This window comes from Desulfovibrio legallii, assembly GCF_004309735.1.
GTDB lineage: Bacteria > Desulfobacterota > Desulfovibrionia > Desulfovibrionales > Desulfovibrionaceae > Desulfovibrio > Desulfovibrio legallii.
In genome coordinates this window covers 1-15127 of sequence record NZ_SIXC01000011.1, presented here as the reverse complement: position 1 = coordinate 15127, position 15127 = coordinate 1, and the positions used below count along the sequence as shown (strand labels likewise).

Here is a 15127-nt window from a genome sequence, read left to right as displayed (position 1 = left end):
CGTTGGCGGCACGCTGTGCCGGTTGGGGCGCGCCTGCCCGGCGCAGGCTGGCGCGATGCTTGTGGAAAGAAATTTTAGGGATAGGGGCAAGGGGCACTGCTGTTCATGGCAGTACCCCTCACCGCACAAAAAATTTTGCCTCCCTGCCGTAACAACTACGCTTCCATGCTGAAAGTCAGGCTGCGAAACCAGTCCGGCACGGGCACGGGGCGGCCCTGGGGGTTGACCAGGGCGTGCTGGGTCATGCCGGTGGCGAGCAGGCGCGTCTTGTCCTCATTCCATATCTCATATACAAAACGCAGTGACGCGCGCCCCCACTCTTCGATGCCGGCGCGCACCAGCACCAGGTCGTCGTAGCGGGCGGGAGAGCGGTAGCGGCACTGAGCCTCGCGCACGGGCAGGATGATGCCCCGGCGTTCGACCTCGGCGTAGCCCATGCCGCAACGGCGGATATAATCACCGCGCGCGCGTTCAAACAGGTGCAGATATTCGGCGTAGTACAACACGCCCATGGTGTCCGTTTCGCCGTAGGACACCCGGTGGGGCATCCAGACATGGGGGATGGGAAAAGCGTCATGCATAGGCTGGCTCCTTACAGGTCTGCGTACAGCCCGCCGCGTTTGCGGCGGCTGGGAGTACTGTTGCTGCTGGGTCTGCTGCTCACGGCCTGCGCCAAAAAAGCGCCCACGCCGGAAGTTGAGCCGCTGGGCCCGCCCGTGGCCATGGAAAGCCCGGATTTTTTTGTCACCTATCTTGCCCCGCGCAACCAGGATCTGACCAGTTGGAAGGACATGGCCCCAACGGTGCGCAAGTCCCTCAACTATGTCAACACCCGACCCCAGGGCAACGTGGCCGTGCAGCGGCCCGGCCTGGACGTGACCTGGGGCGACCTCAAGCGCACGCTGACCCGGCTGCAGGCTCTGTTGCCCCGCCTGGACGCCGAACCAGGGCTGCTGCTGGAGAATTTTCGCTGGGTGGAGGTGGCGGGCGGCATCAACTATTCCGGCTACTATGAGCCGGCGGTACGCGCCAGCCGCACGCGCAAGCCCGGCTACACCCAGGCCATCTACGCCCGGCCGCCGGAACTGAGCAAGGTGCTGGCCCAGAAGGGCCGGTACTATGACCGCAGGACTATTGAGGAAAAACAGATTCTGGCGGGCCGGGGTCTGGAGCTGGCCTGGGCCGCCGACCCCGTGGACGTGTTTTTTCTGGAAATTCAGGGCTCCGGTCGCCTGATTTTTGATGATGGTACCCAGGCCTATGTGAACTACGCCGGGCAGAACAAACACAAGTACAAGAGCTCCGGCCGGATCATGCGTGAAAAAGGCCTGCTCCGACGCGGCGACATTTACGAACAGCGCGAGTGGTTCCGCAACAATCCCGACCGGGTGCGCGAAATTCTCAATGAAAATCCGAGCTACGTCTTTTTCCGCTTCGGCACGCGCGGCCCTACCGGGGCCATGGGCTACCAGGTGGACGACTGGTTGAGCCTGGCCACAGACAGAGGCTTTATCCCCCTGGGCGCGGTAGTGGCCTACGGCGTGAACGCCCCGGACGAAAAACGCGGCCGCGTGCCTTTGCGCGGCATCGGCTTTGCGCAGGATGTGGGCGGGGCCATCAAACGCAACCGCATTGATATTTTCTGCGGTGGCGACGAGCGCGCCAACTATGTGGCCAGCCACCTGGACGCCAAAGGCCCGGCCTGGGTGCTGCTGGCAAAATAACTTGCCGGCGGTGGAGCGCCGGGCGGGCCTGCCGTAGGCGCTACCCGGAAATTTTAAACGCTGCGCCTGCAGCAGCGCGCCCCGCCGTTCACGCCACATGCCCAAGCCCGGGGGCCATTGCCCCCGGTGCAAAAAAAGGCCATACTGTAAGGCAGATTACCTTTGAGGATATGCCGTCTCAAAGGTTACGGCACGCTCGTTCCAGCGCTTAAGGTGCAAATAAATTGCGCTTACGCAATCGCAGGGCATTGCAACGTGGCACCGCCCTAGTGATAAAATGAACAAGCGCCCGCAAGGCGGGCGCTTCTCGCCGCTCAATCCGCGCCTTTGGCGGACTTTCCTCCCTACCCATTCCAACGCCCCTGGCCACGCCGGAGGCGTTCTTTACAGGAGGTTTTTATGGCACAGGATTATTTCCGCGCGCTCAGGGATGTGGCGCTGGTCATCAACTCCAGCCTGGAACCCGGCGACGTGCTGCACAGAATTACAGAGCAAACGGCCCAAACCATGGGTTGCAAGGCCAGCACCATCCGCCTGCTGGACAGCACCGGACGTTTTTTGCTGCCCAGCGCCGCCTACGGCCTTTCCGCCACCTACATGCGCAAAGGCCCGGTGGAAGTGAAACGCAGCGGTCTTGACGGCGAAGTGCTGGCGGGCAAAACCATCCACCTCAAGGACGCCACCTCGGACGGGCGCTTTCAGTACCCGCAGTCGGCCAAGGCCGAAGGCTTGGTTTCCGTGCTCTCGGCCCCGCTTATGGCGGACGGCAAGGCCATTGGCCTGATCCGCGTTTATTCTGACGTGGAGCGCGAGTTCAGCCCCGATGAGCAGACCTTTATGGAGGCCGTGGCCGCCATCTCGGCCCTGGCCATTGAAAACGCCCGGCTGCACGAGGCCCTGCGCAACAACTACGACCTCATGGCCAAGCACGCCTACTCGCTCTATGAAGATTAGCCGCCACAGCTTGGGTGGCGACGACACACAAAATTTTCTTTGCAGATTGTGAGGAGGCAGCAATGCGCAAGATCAAAGTGGGCATCAACGGTTTTGGCCGCATCGGCCGGCAGGTGTTTCGCGCCCTGCATCAGTCCTATGCCGACAGGGTGGAAGTGACGGCCATCAACGACTTGTTTGATGCGGAAACCAATTTTCACCTGCTGGAATACGATTCCGTCTATGGCCGCGCGCACCTGGACGTGGCCATCAACGGCACGGACGTGCGCGTGGGCGACTGGAACATTCACTGCTTTGCCGAGCGCGACCCCCGTCAGCTCATCTGGCGCGACTACGACGTGGACATTGTGGTAGAAAGCACGGGCATCTTCCGCAAGGCCTCTCAGGCCGCCGTGCACCGTGACAACGGCGCCAAAAAGGTCATCATCACCGCCCCGGCCAAGGAAGAAGACATTACCATCGTCATGGGCGTGAACCAGAACCAGTACGACCCGCAAAAACACCATATTGTGTCCAACGCCTCCTGCACCACCAACTGCCTGGCCCCGGTGGCCCTGGTGCTGCAGCGCAGTTTCGGCATCAAACTGGGCAATATGGTCACCATCCACTCCTACACCAACGACCAGCGTATCCTGGACATGGCCCACAAAGACCTGCGCCGGGCCCGCGCCGCCGCCTGCAGCATCATCCCCACCTCCACGGGCGCGGCCCAGGCCGTGGCCAAGGTCATTCCGGAGCTCAAGGGCAAATTCAGCGGCTATTCTTTGCGCGTGCCCACGCCTACGGTTTCCGTAGTGGATTTTTCCGGCATTCTGGAAAAGGAAACGGATACGGAAGGCCTGTTGGCCGCCCTGCGCCAGGCTGCTGAAACCGACCTCAAGGGCATTTTGGAATACAATGAAAAGCCCCTGGTTTCCATGGATTTCAAGGGCAATCCGGCCTCGTCCATTCTGGAATCTTCCTACACCACCGTGCAGGAAGGACACTTGGTCAAGGCCGTGGCCTGGTACGACAATGAATGGGGCTACTCCAACCGGGTCTGCGACCTGATCTGCCTTATGGCCGACAAGGGCCTGTAGCTTCGAAAACGCTGCGGAATCGGGGATAGTACTCTTCTGGTACAGACCCGGTCCGCAGCGTTTTTTGACGCAGCCGCGGAGGACCATGCGCTGTTGACCCCGGCCACCGTCGCATCCGGGGCGGCCACGCGCCGCGGATTTTGGCCCCTGGCAAGGAAAAAAACGCTGCGGAATCGGGGATAGTACTCTTCTGGTACAGACCCGGTCCGCAGCGTTTTTTGACGCAGCCAGGGGGCAAAAGCCGCGCGCGTGGCCGCCCCGGATATATATAAGTTAAAGGTTAGCGCTCAAAATACGTATACCCCCGCAACCCGTCCTCAAAGGCCTGCATAACGGCAAAACGCTCACTGGGCGTAATCCGCCCCTGGCGCACGGCCAGCTCTGCAGTGCTGCGCAGATCTTCCAGAATGCGGCGGGGGTCGTATTCCACATAGCTCAGGATGTCCGCCACGGAGTCGCCGCGGATTTCACGCACATATTCGTAGCTGCCGTCTTCGGCCACACGGATGGAAACCACGTTGGTGTCGCCCATGAGGTTGTGCAAATCGCCCAGAGTTTCCTGATACGCGCCTACCAGAAAGACGCCCAGATAGTATTCCTCGCCTTCGCGCAGGGGGTGCAGGTCCAGAGTGGGCTTCATGCCTTGTGGGTCGATAAAGTGGTCGATGCGGCCGTCCGAATCGCAGGTAATATCCGAGATGATGCCCTGGCGGGAAGGGAATTCCTTCAGCCGGTGCAGGGGCATGACCGGGAAGAGCTGGTCAATGGCCCAGGAGTCCGGCAGGGACTGGAACACGCTGAAATTGCCGTAATAGATGTCGGCCAGGCTCACGTCGATGTCGGCCAAGTCACGGGGCACGGTTTTGAGGCGGGTTTTTTCCTGGGCAATGCGCAGGATGATGGCCCAGAAGAAGCGCTCGGCCAGGGTACGCTGGCGCAGATTGACCCTTCCGGTAGAAAAGAGCTGGCGCATTTCGTCGCGGTAATAGATGGCGTCGTTGTAGCACTCCTGCAGATTGCGCAGGGTGATGCTGTTAAGGGTTTCGCGCAGATTGAGCACGGGTTCGGGCGTGCCTTCGGGCAGGTCTTCGGGCAGCTGCACCTCCTCCACAGTGCTCACGTCCAGGACGTTGAAGAGCAGCACGGAATAGTAGGCCACTGTGGCGCGGCCTGATTCCGTGATAATGTGGGGGTGGGGGACGTTTTCTTCGTCCAGGATGCTCATGATGGCTTCCACCACGTCGGTGCAGTATTCGTCCAGGGTGTAGTTGCGGGACGAAATGTAGTTGGTGTGGGAGCCGTCGTAATCCACGGCCAGGCCGCCGCCCAGGTCCAGATAGCCCATGGGCGCGCCCTCCTGCACCAGGCCCACATAGAGGCGCGCGCCTTCCATGACGCCGGTGCGGATGTCGCGGATGTTGGAAACCTGCGAACCCAGGTGGTAGTGCAGCAGTTTAAAGCAGTCCAGCATGTCGTGGGCCTTGAGGGTATCCACCACGTCCACCACCTGGGCCGGAGAAAGGCCGAAGGTAGAGCGCTCCCCGCCGGAATCCGTCCAGTGCCCGCCGGCCTTTACGGCCAGTTTGGCCCGCACGCCGATGTTGGGGCGCACATCCAGGGCCTTGCTGCGTTCCAGCAAGAGCCCCAGTTCGCCGGGCATTTCCAGCACAAAAAAGACGTTGAAGCCCAGACGCCGGGCCTGCAGGCCCAGGTCGATAAATTCCTCGTCCTTGTAGCCGTTGCAGACAATGCAGGCTTCGCGGTCGCGCATGAGAGAAACGGCGGCAATGAGTTCGGCCTTGGAGCCCACCTCCAGCCCGTGGTGGTAGGAAGGGCCGAACTGGGCGATCTTTTCCACCACCTGCTGCTGCTGGTTGACCTTGATGGGAAAGACGCCCCGGTAGCAGCCCGTGTAACTGAGGTTTTTAATGGCCTTGCGGAACGATTCATGGATATTGCTGATGCGCGAATCCAGGATGTTTTCCACCCGCAGAAGTACGGGCATATCGTAGCCGCGGTCGCGCAGCCCGGCGATGATTTCCGGAATGGACACCTGCGGCCCCTGGGGGCCCTGCGGGCAGATGACCACCTCGCCCGCGTCAGAAACGTCAAAATACCCTGCTCCCCAGTTGCGGATGCCGTAAAGCTCTATGGAGTCTTCCACCCGCCACTGCTGCAACGCGCGGTTCTTTGCCAATGCCTGCTCCTTGCCGCACGGATGCGCCGCGCGGACTTGTAAAAAAAGAAGCGTCATTATGCCGGTCCCGCCCGCAAAGTCAATACAAACCGATAATGGAAGCGCCACGGGCCTTGCGGGACGCCGGGCCGAACGGGCATTTGTCTTCGGGTTGATTTTTTGCCGTGGCTGCCCGCGGCAAAAAACCGTCAGGCACGGATATTGCTACCTTGCGGGCGTCCGCTCACGGCGGCCGGTTTTGCCGCCTGATATCCCGCAAGGAGCGTCCGTATGGAACTGCAATTTCGCGTCCGCAACAACGACCTGGGGCCGTTGCTGCCCACGTTTCAGGAAAGGGTCAACGCCATGCTGCCCGTAAACCGGGCCGAAACCGCCGGGCAGGGAGCCGAAACCGCCGCCGCCCCGGCTCTGCCGCCAGCCGCGCCGGAAACCCCGCACATGCTCAACACGGCAGAACTGCGCGCCGCTCTGGCCGATGTGGAAGCCCAGGCCCAGGCCCACAGCCGGGAGCTGGCCGAGGTTCACTCCGGCCTCAACGCCCAGCGCGTGGCCCGGCTGCTGGACCTGCTGGAGTAGCGTTGCGTCAGGCGACACACGGCCTTTACGTCTCGGCAAAAGCCCGCCGCGCACCGGGCAATTTTCACCCAGGGACGTGCCGCATTGCAATGCCTTGACGGTTGCATACGCAGACGCCCGCCGCAGAGGCGCAAGCGTAACTACAGCCGTTACAACGAAGAAGGTTACGGGGCAAAACAGCAGCGCTGGCTGCGGATGCAGACAGCGCCCCTATGTATTTGCGCGGCTAAGCGCCGGAACGAGCGGGCCCGTAACCTTTGAGCAGACATATTCTCAAAGGTTCCCTGTTCTAGAGCAGTTAGCGAATGAAATGAGCTAACTGCTCTGCAAGGATTTTCTTGAAAATCCTTGCCACGAAATGCGAGAAGGCAGGTTTTTGCCTGCCGTAATCGAGCATTTCAAGTGTTAAATGCTCTAAAGATCCAGGCTCAGGCCCACGGGGCAGTGGTCCGAACCGTAGACGGCGTCTTCTATCCAGGCGTCGCGCACGGCCGGGGCAAGCTCCTGCGAAACAAAAAAGTAGTCGATGCGCCAGCCCACGTTTTTTTCCCGCGCGCGGCTTTTGTAGGACCACCAGGAATAGTGCCCCGGCTCCTCGCCATGCACCTGGCGGAAGGTGTCCACATAGCCCATGGCCGTGAAGCGGTCCAGCACGGCGCGCTCTTCGGGCAGAAAGCCCGTGCATTTGACGTTTTGTTTGGGTCGGGCCAGGTCCACAGCTTTGTGAGCAATGTTAAAATCCCCGCAGACCACTATGGGCTTGCTCTTGCGGCAGGCCTCGGCATAGGCGAAAAACGCCTCAAAAAAACCCATCTTGTAAGGCAGCCGCTTAAAGCGCCCCGTGGGTTTGCCGTTTTCGTCCAGCTCTTCAGCCCCGCCGTTGGGGAAATAGCCGTTAAAAAAATGAAAATGCGGAAACTCCAGGTGCAGCAGGCGGCCTTCGCCCTGAAATTCAGGCTGGGGCAGCTCCACGCTGACCCGCTGGGGCGCAAGGCGGCTGAACACGGCCACGCCGGAATAGCCTTTTTTGACCGTGCTGGAGGCCCAATGCGCCTCCCAGCCTTCGGGCCGACGCAGGTCTTCGTCCAGCTGGTCCGGATGGGCCTTGGTCTCCTGCAGGGCCACCACCTGGGCGTCCGTGCGGCGAAACCAGTCCCAGGCCTCCTTGCCGGCCACAGCCCGCAGGCCGTTCACATTCCACGATACAAGTTTAAGCAGCATACGTTCCTCCGTGGCGCAGCATAGCCGGGCCACAGCCGGCGGGCAAGGGGCGTCGCCATTGCTTCCGTCACGGTTCTGGTTTATATGAGGAAGGGAAAGGAGTCGGTTATGGAAAATCTGCCCATTCGTCGCGCCATCCTGAGCGTCACGGACAAAAGCGGTCTGGTGGATCTGGCCACCTTCCTCACTTCCAGGGGGGTGGAGCTGGTTTCTACCGGCGGCACGCAAAAGGCCCTGGAGGCCGCGGGCCTGCCCGTCACGGCCGTGAGCACGGTCACCGGCTTTCCGGAAATTCTGGGCGGCCGCGTCAAAACTCTGCACCCCAAAATCCACGCCGGCATTCTGGCCAGCAAGGACGACCCCGCCCATATGCAGACCCTTACGGAAAAAGGCATCCGCCCCTTTGACCTGGTCTGCGTCAACCTCTACGACTTTGCCGGCGCGGTGGAGCGCAACCTCTCGCTGGAGGACGCCGTGGAGGAAATCGACATCGGCGGCCCCTGTATGCTGCGCGCCGCCGCCAAAAATTTTCACAGCGTGCTGGTGCTGTCCTCGCCCCAATGGTACGGCGCCGCCATGGACGAGCTGCGCAACAAGGACATGAACGTGGGCCTGGAGTTCCGGCAGATTATGGCATCACGGGCTTTTGAGGCCACCTCGCGCTACGACGCGCTCATCACTTCCTATCTGCGGCCGTAAAAGCAGGGGCGGCCAGGGCCGCCCTTTTTTTGCGCCCGGCAGACACCTAACCGAGGAGCTTCCCATTCCCAAGCCAGAAGGCAACGTGCAGGGCCTCAAACCCAGCCAGCTTACCGCGCTCAACCGGCTGTTCAACCGCCGCTTTCCCGCAGCGGACGTCTACACGCCGGAGCAGGCCCGTGAAATCGCCCTGCTCTCCCGCGCGCTGGGCCGGCAGCTGGGCCTGCTTATCGACCGCAAAGGCCGGGTGCAGACCGTGCTGGTGGGCGAGGCCGGCAGCATCCTCATCCCCCAGCTTGCGCGCGGCCGCAGCGGGCAGGAGCGTTTGCGCGGCCTGCGCCTGCTGCACACCCACCTGACCCCCGAAGGCGTCAGTCAAGAAGACCTTATGGACCTGCTTTTCCTGCGGCTGGACGCGGTTATCGCCCTCAGCGTCAATCCCGCCGGCGAGCCCATACAGTGGCAGGCGGCCCATCTGCTGCCCCGCGCCGTGGAAGGTCTGCCCTACCATTTGAGCGCGCCCCAGGCCTGGACGCGCACGGCGGCCGACTTTGCCGCCACGGCACAGGCCCTGGAAGACGAACTGGCGCGCGTGGCCGCCGTGGGCCGCGAGGCAGCCAACACCCCGCGCGCCCTGCTGGTTTCTGTTTCCGCCCTGCCCCGGCTAGTGCAGGAGCGCAACCTGGACGAACTGGCGGCTCTGGCCCACACGGCCGGGCTGACCGTGGCCGGGCGCATGGTGCAGCGCGTAACCCAGGTCAATCCGCGCCTTATTCTGGGCAAGGGCAAAGTGGCGGAGCTGGAGGTGCAGGCCCTGCAGGGCCGGGCGGACATGCTGGTTTTTGACGGCGAGCTGGCCCCGGCCCAGCTGCACAACCTGGCGGACATCACCGAGCGCAAGGTCATGGACCGCACCCAGCTCATTCTGGATATTTTTGCCCAGCACGCCGTAACCCGCGCGGGCAAGCTGCAGGTGGAGCTGGCCCAGCTGCGTTACACCCAGCCCCGTCTGGTGGGCAAAAACCGCGCCATGGATAGGCTCATGGGCGGCATTGGCGGCCGCGGCCCCGGTGAAACCAAGCTGGAGACAGACCGCCGCAAAATCCGAGAACGCATGGCCCGCATCCGCACCGCGCTGGACCAGCTGCGCCGGCAACGGGCCTTCACCCGCGCCCGGCGCGCGCGCCAGGGCCTGCCCGTAGCCGCGCTGGTGGGCTACACCAATGCGGGCAAATCCACCCTGCTCAACACCCTGACCCGCTCAGAAGTGCTGGCCGAAAATAAACTTTTCGCCACGCTGGACCCCACCACCAGAAGGCTGCGCTTCCCCGCCGCGCGCGAACTGGTCCTGGCTGACACCGTGGGCTTTATCCGCAACCTGCCAAAAGAACTGACGGAGGCCTTTCAGGCCACTCTGGAAGAACTGGAATCCGCAGACCTGCTGCTGCATGTGGCCGACGCCGCCCACCCAGATCTGCTGCAGCAGATAGCCGCCGTGGAAGACACCCTGACGCAGATGGACCTGGACCGCGTGCCCCGCCTGCTGCTGCTCAACAAATGGGACCAGCTCGCCGCCCCAGCCCGTGCGCAGCTGGCCGACGCCCTGCCCCAGGCCCTGCCCCTTTCGGCCCACAGCGGCGAAGGCCTGCCTGCCCTGCTGGACGCCCTGGAGCTGCGCCTGCTGCACCCGGCCCACGCGCTTGTGGTCCCGCAGGGGCAAACCCCTCAGGCCTGAACCCCACTACGCCCGGGAGGCTGCCGCGGCAACAATTCCGACTGGCCTCAGATCCCCCCGGCGTCTTCTGCCTTCGCAGAGTCCTGCGCGGACAAGCCTGCTCTGCATGTGGCAGCGACAAGCGGGGAAGGCCGCGCGTGCGCTGCCCGCGCATTCGCCCAAGGTTGTTAAACGCACAGGCTCAGAACTACCGAGTGCAAAACAAAGCGGACAAAGCCGCTGTTGTCGCTCCGGTTGAACATTTCCCTCCCAGGGGCTATCCTCCCTCAAAGCCAGAGGAGGCAAGCCAATGCAAGTATTAATCATCCTTTCCAGCAATGTTCCGGAAATTAAGTGGAACGCCGTGCGCTTCGGCAATTTTTTGCTCAATGCGGGCGAAGAGGTCACGCTTTTTCTTAACGGCGCTGGCGTTGACCTGTATGAGGGCGATTCCGCCCAGTTTCCCATTGCGGAGGAAGCAAAAAAATTTGCCCTGAGCGACGGCGCCATAGCCGCCTGAGGAAAGTGCATGATCGTCCACGGGGTGGACGAAAGCGAGCACGTCAGACAGTCCAGCATGAAGGCTCTTTACGAAGAGGTCAAAAAAGCCGACAGGATATTGAACTATTAGGATAAATTATTTCGCTACCTGTGGTAAGCGACAACGCGGGGAAGGCTGGAAATAGGTAAAACGTACTCTTCAAAATCAACATGCTCTGGCGCGACATACCCTTGGGCATATTCGTTCAGAAATAAAATGCGTAAAGCGTGTATTGCCTTTGTAAAATGCATTCTCAAAGGCAATACACGCTCTTTTCTGCGCGCAGCCGCGCATACAGACAGCAGTTGTGTCCGCGCCGACGCTAAAACGTGATGACCACCTGTTCGCTGTCGGGCGCACTGCGGCGGGCTATGTCGCCCAGGCACCAGGCCTCCAATTCAAAGGCGCGGATGCGTCCCACGGCCTCCTCGGCCTGATCTGCGGGCAATACCAGCACATAGCCAATACCAGCATTAAAAATCTGTAATATTTCCGGCCAGGTAAGACCACCGGCCGTCTTGAGCCAGTGGAAGACCGGGGGCATCTGCCAGTTGCCGAAGTGGATGCGGGCCTCCACCTGGCCGGGCAACACGCGGGGGATGTTGTCGTAAAAGCCGCCGCCCGTGATGTGCGCCATGCCCTTGATGTTCAGGTCGCGCAAAAGGGAGCGCACCACCTCCACATAGATGGTGGTGGGGGCAAGCAGCACCTCGCGCACGCTGGCCGCTGCGCCGGGCAGAGTATCGTCCGGGCCAAGGCCGCTCTGGGCCAGAATTTTGCGCACCAGGGAATACCCGTTGGAATGCAGGCCGGAAGAAGCTATGCCCACAATCTTGTCGCCCACCTGGATGCTGGAACCGTCGATAAGCCGGGCGTTGTCTACAAGGCCCACGCAAAAGCCCGCCAAATCGTATTCGCCGGGACCGTACATATCAGGCATTTCGGCAGTTTCGCCGCCCAAAAGGGCACAGCCCGCCCGGCGGCAGCCTTCGGCCACGCCGCCCACCACGGTCTGGGCCGTATCCACGTCCAGCTTGCCAGTGGCAAAATAATCCAGGAAAAACAGCGGCGTCGCGCCCTGGACCAGAATGTCGTTGACGCTCATGGCCACCAGGTCGATGCCTACGGTATCGTGTTTGTTACAGGCAAAGGCCAGCTTGAGCTTGGTGCCCACGCCGTCCGTAGAGGCTACCAGTACAGGTTCGGCCATGCCGGTGAGATCAGGACGGAACAGCCCGCCGAATCCGCCTATGTCCGAGATGACGCCCCGGGTCTGGGTGCTCTGCACCAGATCCTTGATGCGCGAAACCAGGGCATTGCCCGCTTCGATGTTGACGCCCGCCTGGGCATAGGCTTTTGCGCGTTCGCTGGACATCCGTCCCTCCTTACTTCTTGACCAACCTTAGCAGATTTCAGCGCAAACCCCAAGCCTCTTTTTGGGCGAACCCGCCCCGCTTTTTTCATGGACCGACGCGCCCCCTGCTGCTATTCTGCCTTCAAGACCGGAGTGTGCCCATGCTTCTGTTTGCAGCCTTCCGCAAATTCCCGCGCCTGAGCGGCGGGCTCTTCCTGGCCCTGCTGGGTGCAGGCCCGACCCTGGCCGCCGCTGCCGCGCCAGACGCGCTCCCTCGTACCGCACAGGAATACCGCGCCCCCGTGAACGCAGAGGTGCTGCGGGCGCAGCCCACCGCCGCCACGCCGACAGCAGGCGCAGAAAAGGCCGCCCGCAGCGCAGCACCACTTGCCTTGCAGCCTGCCCCGCCGCAGGTAAACGGGACTCAGGCAGGCCTGCCCCCAGCGGCGTCTCCGCCGCAGACGGATCGGGCTCCGACGGATCTGCCCCAGGCAGACCTGCCCCCCAACGCCCCGCAACAAACAGGCCAGCGGCCCGCTGATCCTTCCCAGACGGACTGGCCCCAGACGGACTGGCCCCAGACGGACTGGCCCCAGACGGACTGGACAGAAGAAGACGCGCAGACGCAGGGCACAGCGGATTTGCAGGGAAGCAACTTTTCAGACCAGGGGCAGGTCCGCCAGTGGCGTGATCCGCAAAGCGGGGACAGCATCACCTCAGTGACGCCGCCCCACCAGCCGCAGCAGCAGAACCCCAACTTTCTGTTCATCGCGCCGCAGATCTACCCGCAAATGCCTTACGGCCCAGACGGCCAGAGGCCCCAGCCCCTTCCGCCCGGATGGAACGCGCCGGGGCATTCCGGCCGACCCGGCGGCCCCGGCCACAACGGCCCGAACCGGCACAGAGTGCCGGGCCATGGCGCGGGCCCCCAAGGCGGCGGTTTCTACGGCCATGACGCACAGGGTTTTGTACCCCACGCCCGGCCCGGCGACCCGTCGTCTTCCCGGCCACAGGGCGGTCCCGGCCACAAGGGCGCGGGCCAGGACTCCGGATACCGGGACTTCGGCGCTGACCGCCCCGGCGGGAACAGCGGCGCGGCACACGGCGGCTACAACGGCCCCAGCCAACACGAAGACCGCCGCCCGTGGTCGTCCACGCGCCACCGGCCGCCCCCCCAGGGTTCCCTGCGGCAATAACCACCGGCATGGAGGAGAAATATATGCAGGCACTGCTTTGGGAAGGCCGACCGGACAAATCCGTGGTTTGCCGCCTCTGCGCCCAGGCCTGTCGCCTCAAACCGGGCGAAAAGGGCCTTTGCGGCGTGCGGGTCAACCGTGATGGGGGCATGGTTACGCTGGTGGGCGATGTGGTCACCTCCGTGAGCCTCGACCCCATGGAAAAAAAGCCTCTCTACCATTTTTTGCCCGGCACGCGCACCTTTTCCGCAGGCAGCGCAGGCTGCAATTTTTCCTGTCGCTTCTGCCAGAACGACGGCATTTCCCAACTGCCCGCCGATGGCCGCATACCCGGCAAGCGGGCCATGCCCGAAGACCTGGTGGCCTTGGCGCGCGAATACGGCACGCCCAGCATGGCCTTTACCTACAATGAACCCACAGTTTTTTTCGAGCTGGTCTACGCCACGGCAGGCTTGGCCGTGGACCGCGGCCTGCGCTGCCTGCTGGTGAGCAACGGATTTATGTCGCAGGACTGCCTGCGTGCTCTGGAGCACCGCATCTGCGCCGCCAATATCGACATCAAGAGCTTCAGCGACCGCTTCTACCGCCACTACTGCCATGCCCGCCTGCAGCCCGTGCTGGATTCCTGCAAAAGAATAAAGGAGATGGGCTGGTGGCTGGAGGTGACCACCCTGGTCATCCCCGGCGTCAATGACAGCCCCGACGAACTAGGCCGCCTGGCCGCCTTTATCCACGACGAACTGGGACCGGACACGCCCTGGCACATTTCTGGCTTTCATGGAGCCTACCTCATGGCCGACCATCCTTCCACACCCCTCGCAACCCTGGAGCAGGCCTGGCGTCTGGGCCGCCAAACCGGCCTCAACTACGTCTACATCGGCAACGCCGCCAGCGCCGTGGGCGCCAATACCTTCTGCCCGCACTGCGGCGCGCTCGTGGTGGAACGCGCGGGCTACGCCGTGCGCCTGCACGGGCGCAACGGGCTGTGCCCGGCCTGCGGTGCGCATCTGGCTGGGGTGTGGTCATGATCCTTGTTTATACCGGCGACGGCAAAGGCAAGACCAGCGCCTGCATAGGGCAGGCCGTGCGCGCCTTGGGGCAAAATCTGGCTGTGGCCTTTGGGCAGTTTATGAAACGCGACGGTCAGGCCGGCGAACAGGCCATGCTGGCGCAATGGCTGGGACCGCGCTTTATGGCCGGCGGGCCGGGCTTTCTGCGGCGGGAGGAAGACCGCCCCGCCCACCGCGAAGCCGCCCTGCGCGTGCTGCAGTGGGCTCAGAAGCAACTGGAAAACGTGGACCTGCTGGTGCTGGACGAAACCCTCTACGCGCTCAAAGCCGGCGTGCTCACCCGCGAGGAAGTGGAAGAACTGATTGCCCTGGCCCGCGCGCGCGGGCGGCATTTGGTCCTCTCCGGCCGCAACGCCCCGGACTGGCTGGTGGATACGGCAGATCTGGTCACTTCCATGACCGAAATCAAACACCCCTGGCGCACCGGCGTCACTGCCGCGGCCGGAATTGAGTATTAGGGCCCGGCGGTGCAGGCGTATAGCCCCGCCTGTCCGTAACGAGAAGGCCCGTCCTCGACAGATAATTTTCTGAAATATAATGAATTATCACAACTTCCAGGCCGCAAAAACCGCTGCTTCCACGCAGAACGGCAGAGGGCGAGCCCTGTGACCTGGGGGCAAAGGATTTTTAGCGCGCTTTCAGGCTGAAAGTGCGCTAGATGTAGTGTTTCAATAGGTTGTTCACCCTCCCCAAATCGGTAAAGCTGGAGTTAACAGACAACAGCAAACCGAGAGGGGGAAAGGGTGAACAGCCATAAGAATGCCAAACTGACGGTTCGTAGTCGAGAAGAAATGGTGCGCCG

14 protein-coding genes are annotated in these 15127 nt (G+C 62.5%); 10 read left to right on the top strand and 4 right to left on the bottom strand.

The genetic code is table 11. The features are described from left to right. Nucleotides 1-155: 155 nt before the first annotated feature. Nucleotides 156-581 carry an acyl-CoA thioesterase gene (locus EB812_RS09100; RefSeq protein WP_118230389.1) on the bottom strand — a complete coding sequence of 142 codons (426 nt, stop codon included), beginning with the start codon at nt 579-581 and terminating at the stop codon, nt 156-158. A 60-nt stretch (nt 582-641) separates the two neighbouring features. Between EB812_RS09100 and EB812_RS09095 the strand changes: the two genes are divergently transcribed. From EB812_RS09095 to gap, 3 genes are all read left to right on the top strand, one after another. Continuing rightward, complete coding sequence (locus EB812_RS09095; protein WP_242621259.1) at nt 642-1724, top strand: MltA domain-containing protein; 1083 nt, start codon at nt 642-644, stop codon at nt 1722-1724. A 399-nt stretch (nt 1725-2123) separates the two neighbouring features. Next, nucleotides 2124-2678, top strand: a complete 555-nt coding sequence (locus tag EB812_RS09090) for a GAF domain-containing protein (RefSeq protein ID WP_118230391.1) — start codon at nt 2124-2126, stop codon at nt 2676-2678. 62 nt (nt 2679-2740) lie between these two features. Further along, nucleotides 2741-3757: a type I glyceraldehyde-3-phosphate dehydrogenase gene (gap, locus tag EB812_RS09085; protein ID WP_118230392.1), complete on the top strand. Its 1017-nt coding sequence runs from the start codon at nt 2741-2743 to the stop codon at nt 3755-3757. A gap of 280 nt (nt 3758-4037) precedes the next feature. On the opposite strand, the gene speA is transcribed toward gap, so the two are convergent. Next, on the bottom strand, nt 4038-5954 hold the full coding sequence (gene speA / locus EB812_RS09080) for a biosynthetic arginine decarboxylase (protein ID WP_130958133.1): 1917 nt from the start codon (nt 5952-5954) through the stop codon (nt 4038-4040). 270 nt (nt 5955-6224) lie between these two features. On the opposite strand from speA, the gene EB812_RS09075 reads away from it, so the two are divergent. Next, on the top strand, nt 6225-6530 hold the full coding sequence (locus tag EB812_RS09075; RefSeq protein WP_118230442.1) for a pseudouridine synthase: 306 nt from the start codon (nt 6225-6227) through the stop codon (nt 6528-6530). A gap of 414 nt (nt 6531-6944) precedes the next feature. On the opposite strand, the gene EB812_RS09070 is transcribed toward EB812_RS09075, so the two are convergent. After that, a complete protein-coding gene (locus EB812_RS09070) occupies nt 6945-7751 on the bottom strand; it encodes an exodeoxyribonuclease III (protein WP_118230443.1) in 807 nt (268 codons plus the stop codon). 108 nt (nt 7752-7859) lie between these two features. On the opposite strand from EB812_RS09070, the gene EB812_RS09065 reads away from it, so the two are divergent. The 3 genes from EB812_RS09065 (at nt 7860) to EB812_RS09055 (ending at nt 10795) form a co-directional block, all read left to right on the top strand. Next, nucleotides 7860-8450: an IMP cyclohydrolase gene (locus EB812_RS09065; RefSeq protein WP_118230444.1), complete on the top strand. Its 591-nt coding sequence runs from the start codon at nt 7860-7862 to the stop codon at nt 8448-8450. Nucleotides 8451-8535: 85 nt separating this feature from the next. After that, a complete protein-coding gene (gene hflX, locus EB812_RS09060) occupies nt 8536-10185 on the top strand; it encodes a GTPase HflX (RefSeq protein WP_118230445.1) in 1650 nt (549 codons plus the stop codon). Between the two features lie 289 nt (nt 10186-10474). Beyond that, on the top strand, nt 10475-10795 hold the full coding sequence (locus tag EB812_RS09055) for a DsrE family protein (RefSeq protein ID WP_242621258.1): 321 nt from the start codon (nt 10475-10477) through the stop codon (nt 10793-10795). 232 nt (nt 10796-11027) lie between these two features. Here the strand turns inward: EB812_RS09055 and purM are convergent, their stop codons facing one another. Next, nucleotides 11028-12080, bottom strand: a complete 1053-nt coding sequence (gene purM, locus EB812_RS09050; protein ID WP_118230447.1) for a phosphoribosylformylglycinamidine cyclo-ligase — start codon at nt 12078-12080, stop codon at nt 11028-11030. Between the two features lie 140 nt (nt 12081-12220). Here purM and EB812_RS09045 point away from each other — a divergent pair, with 140 nt between their 5' ends. Genes EB812_RS09045 through EB812_RS09035 form a run of 3 tightly spaced genes read left to right on the top strand, consistent with a single transcriptional unit; the run spans nt 12221 to nt 14783 of the window. Then, on the top strand, nt 12221-13255 hold the full coding sequence (locus EB812_RS09045; protein ID WP_130958132.1) for a hypothetical protein: 1035 nt from the start codon (nt 12221-12223) through the stop codon (nt 13253-13255). Nucleotides 13256-13278: 23 nt separating this feature from the next. After that, nucleotides 13279-14283 carry an AmmeMemoRadiSam system radical SAM enzyme gene (amrS, locus tag EB812_RS09040; protein WP_118230449.1) on the top strand — a complete coding sequence of 335 codons (1005 nt, stop codon included), beginning with the start codon at nt 13279-13281 and terminating at the stop codon, nt 14281-14283. After that, nucleotides 14280-14783, top strand: a complete 504-nt coding sequence (locus EB812_RS09035; protein ID WP_118230450.1) for a cob(I)yrinic acid a,c-diamide adenosyltransferase — start codon at nt 14280-14282, stop codon at nt 14781-14783. Before amrS ends, EB812_RS09035 begins: the two co-directional genes overlap by 4 nt. Nucleotides 14784-15127 lie beyond the last annotated feature (344 nt).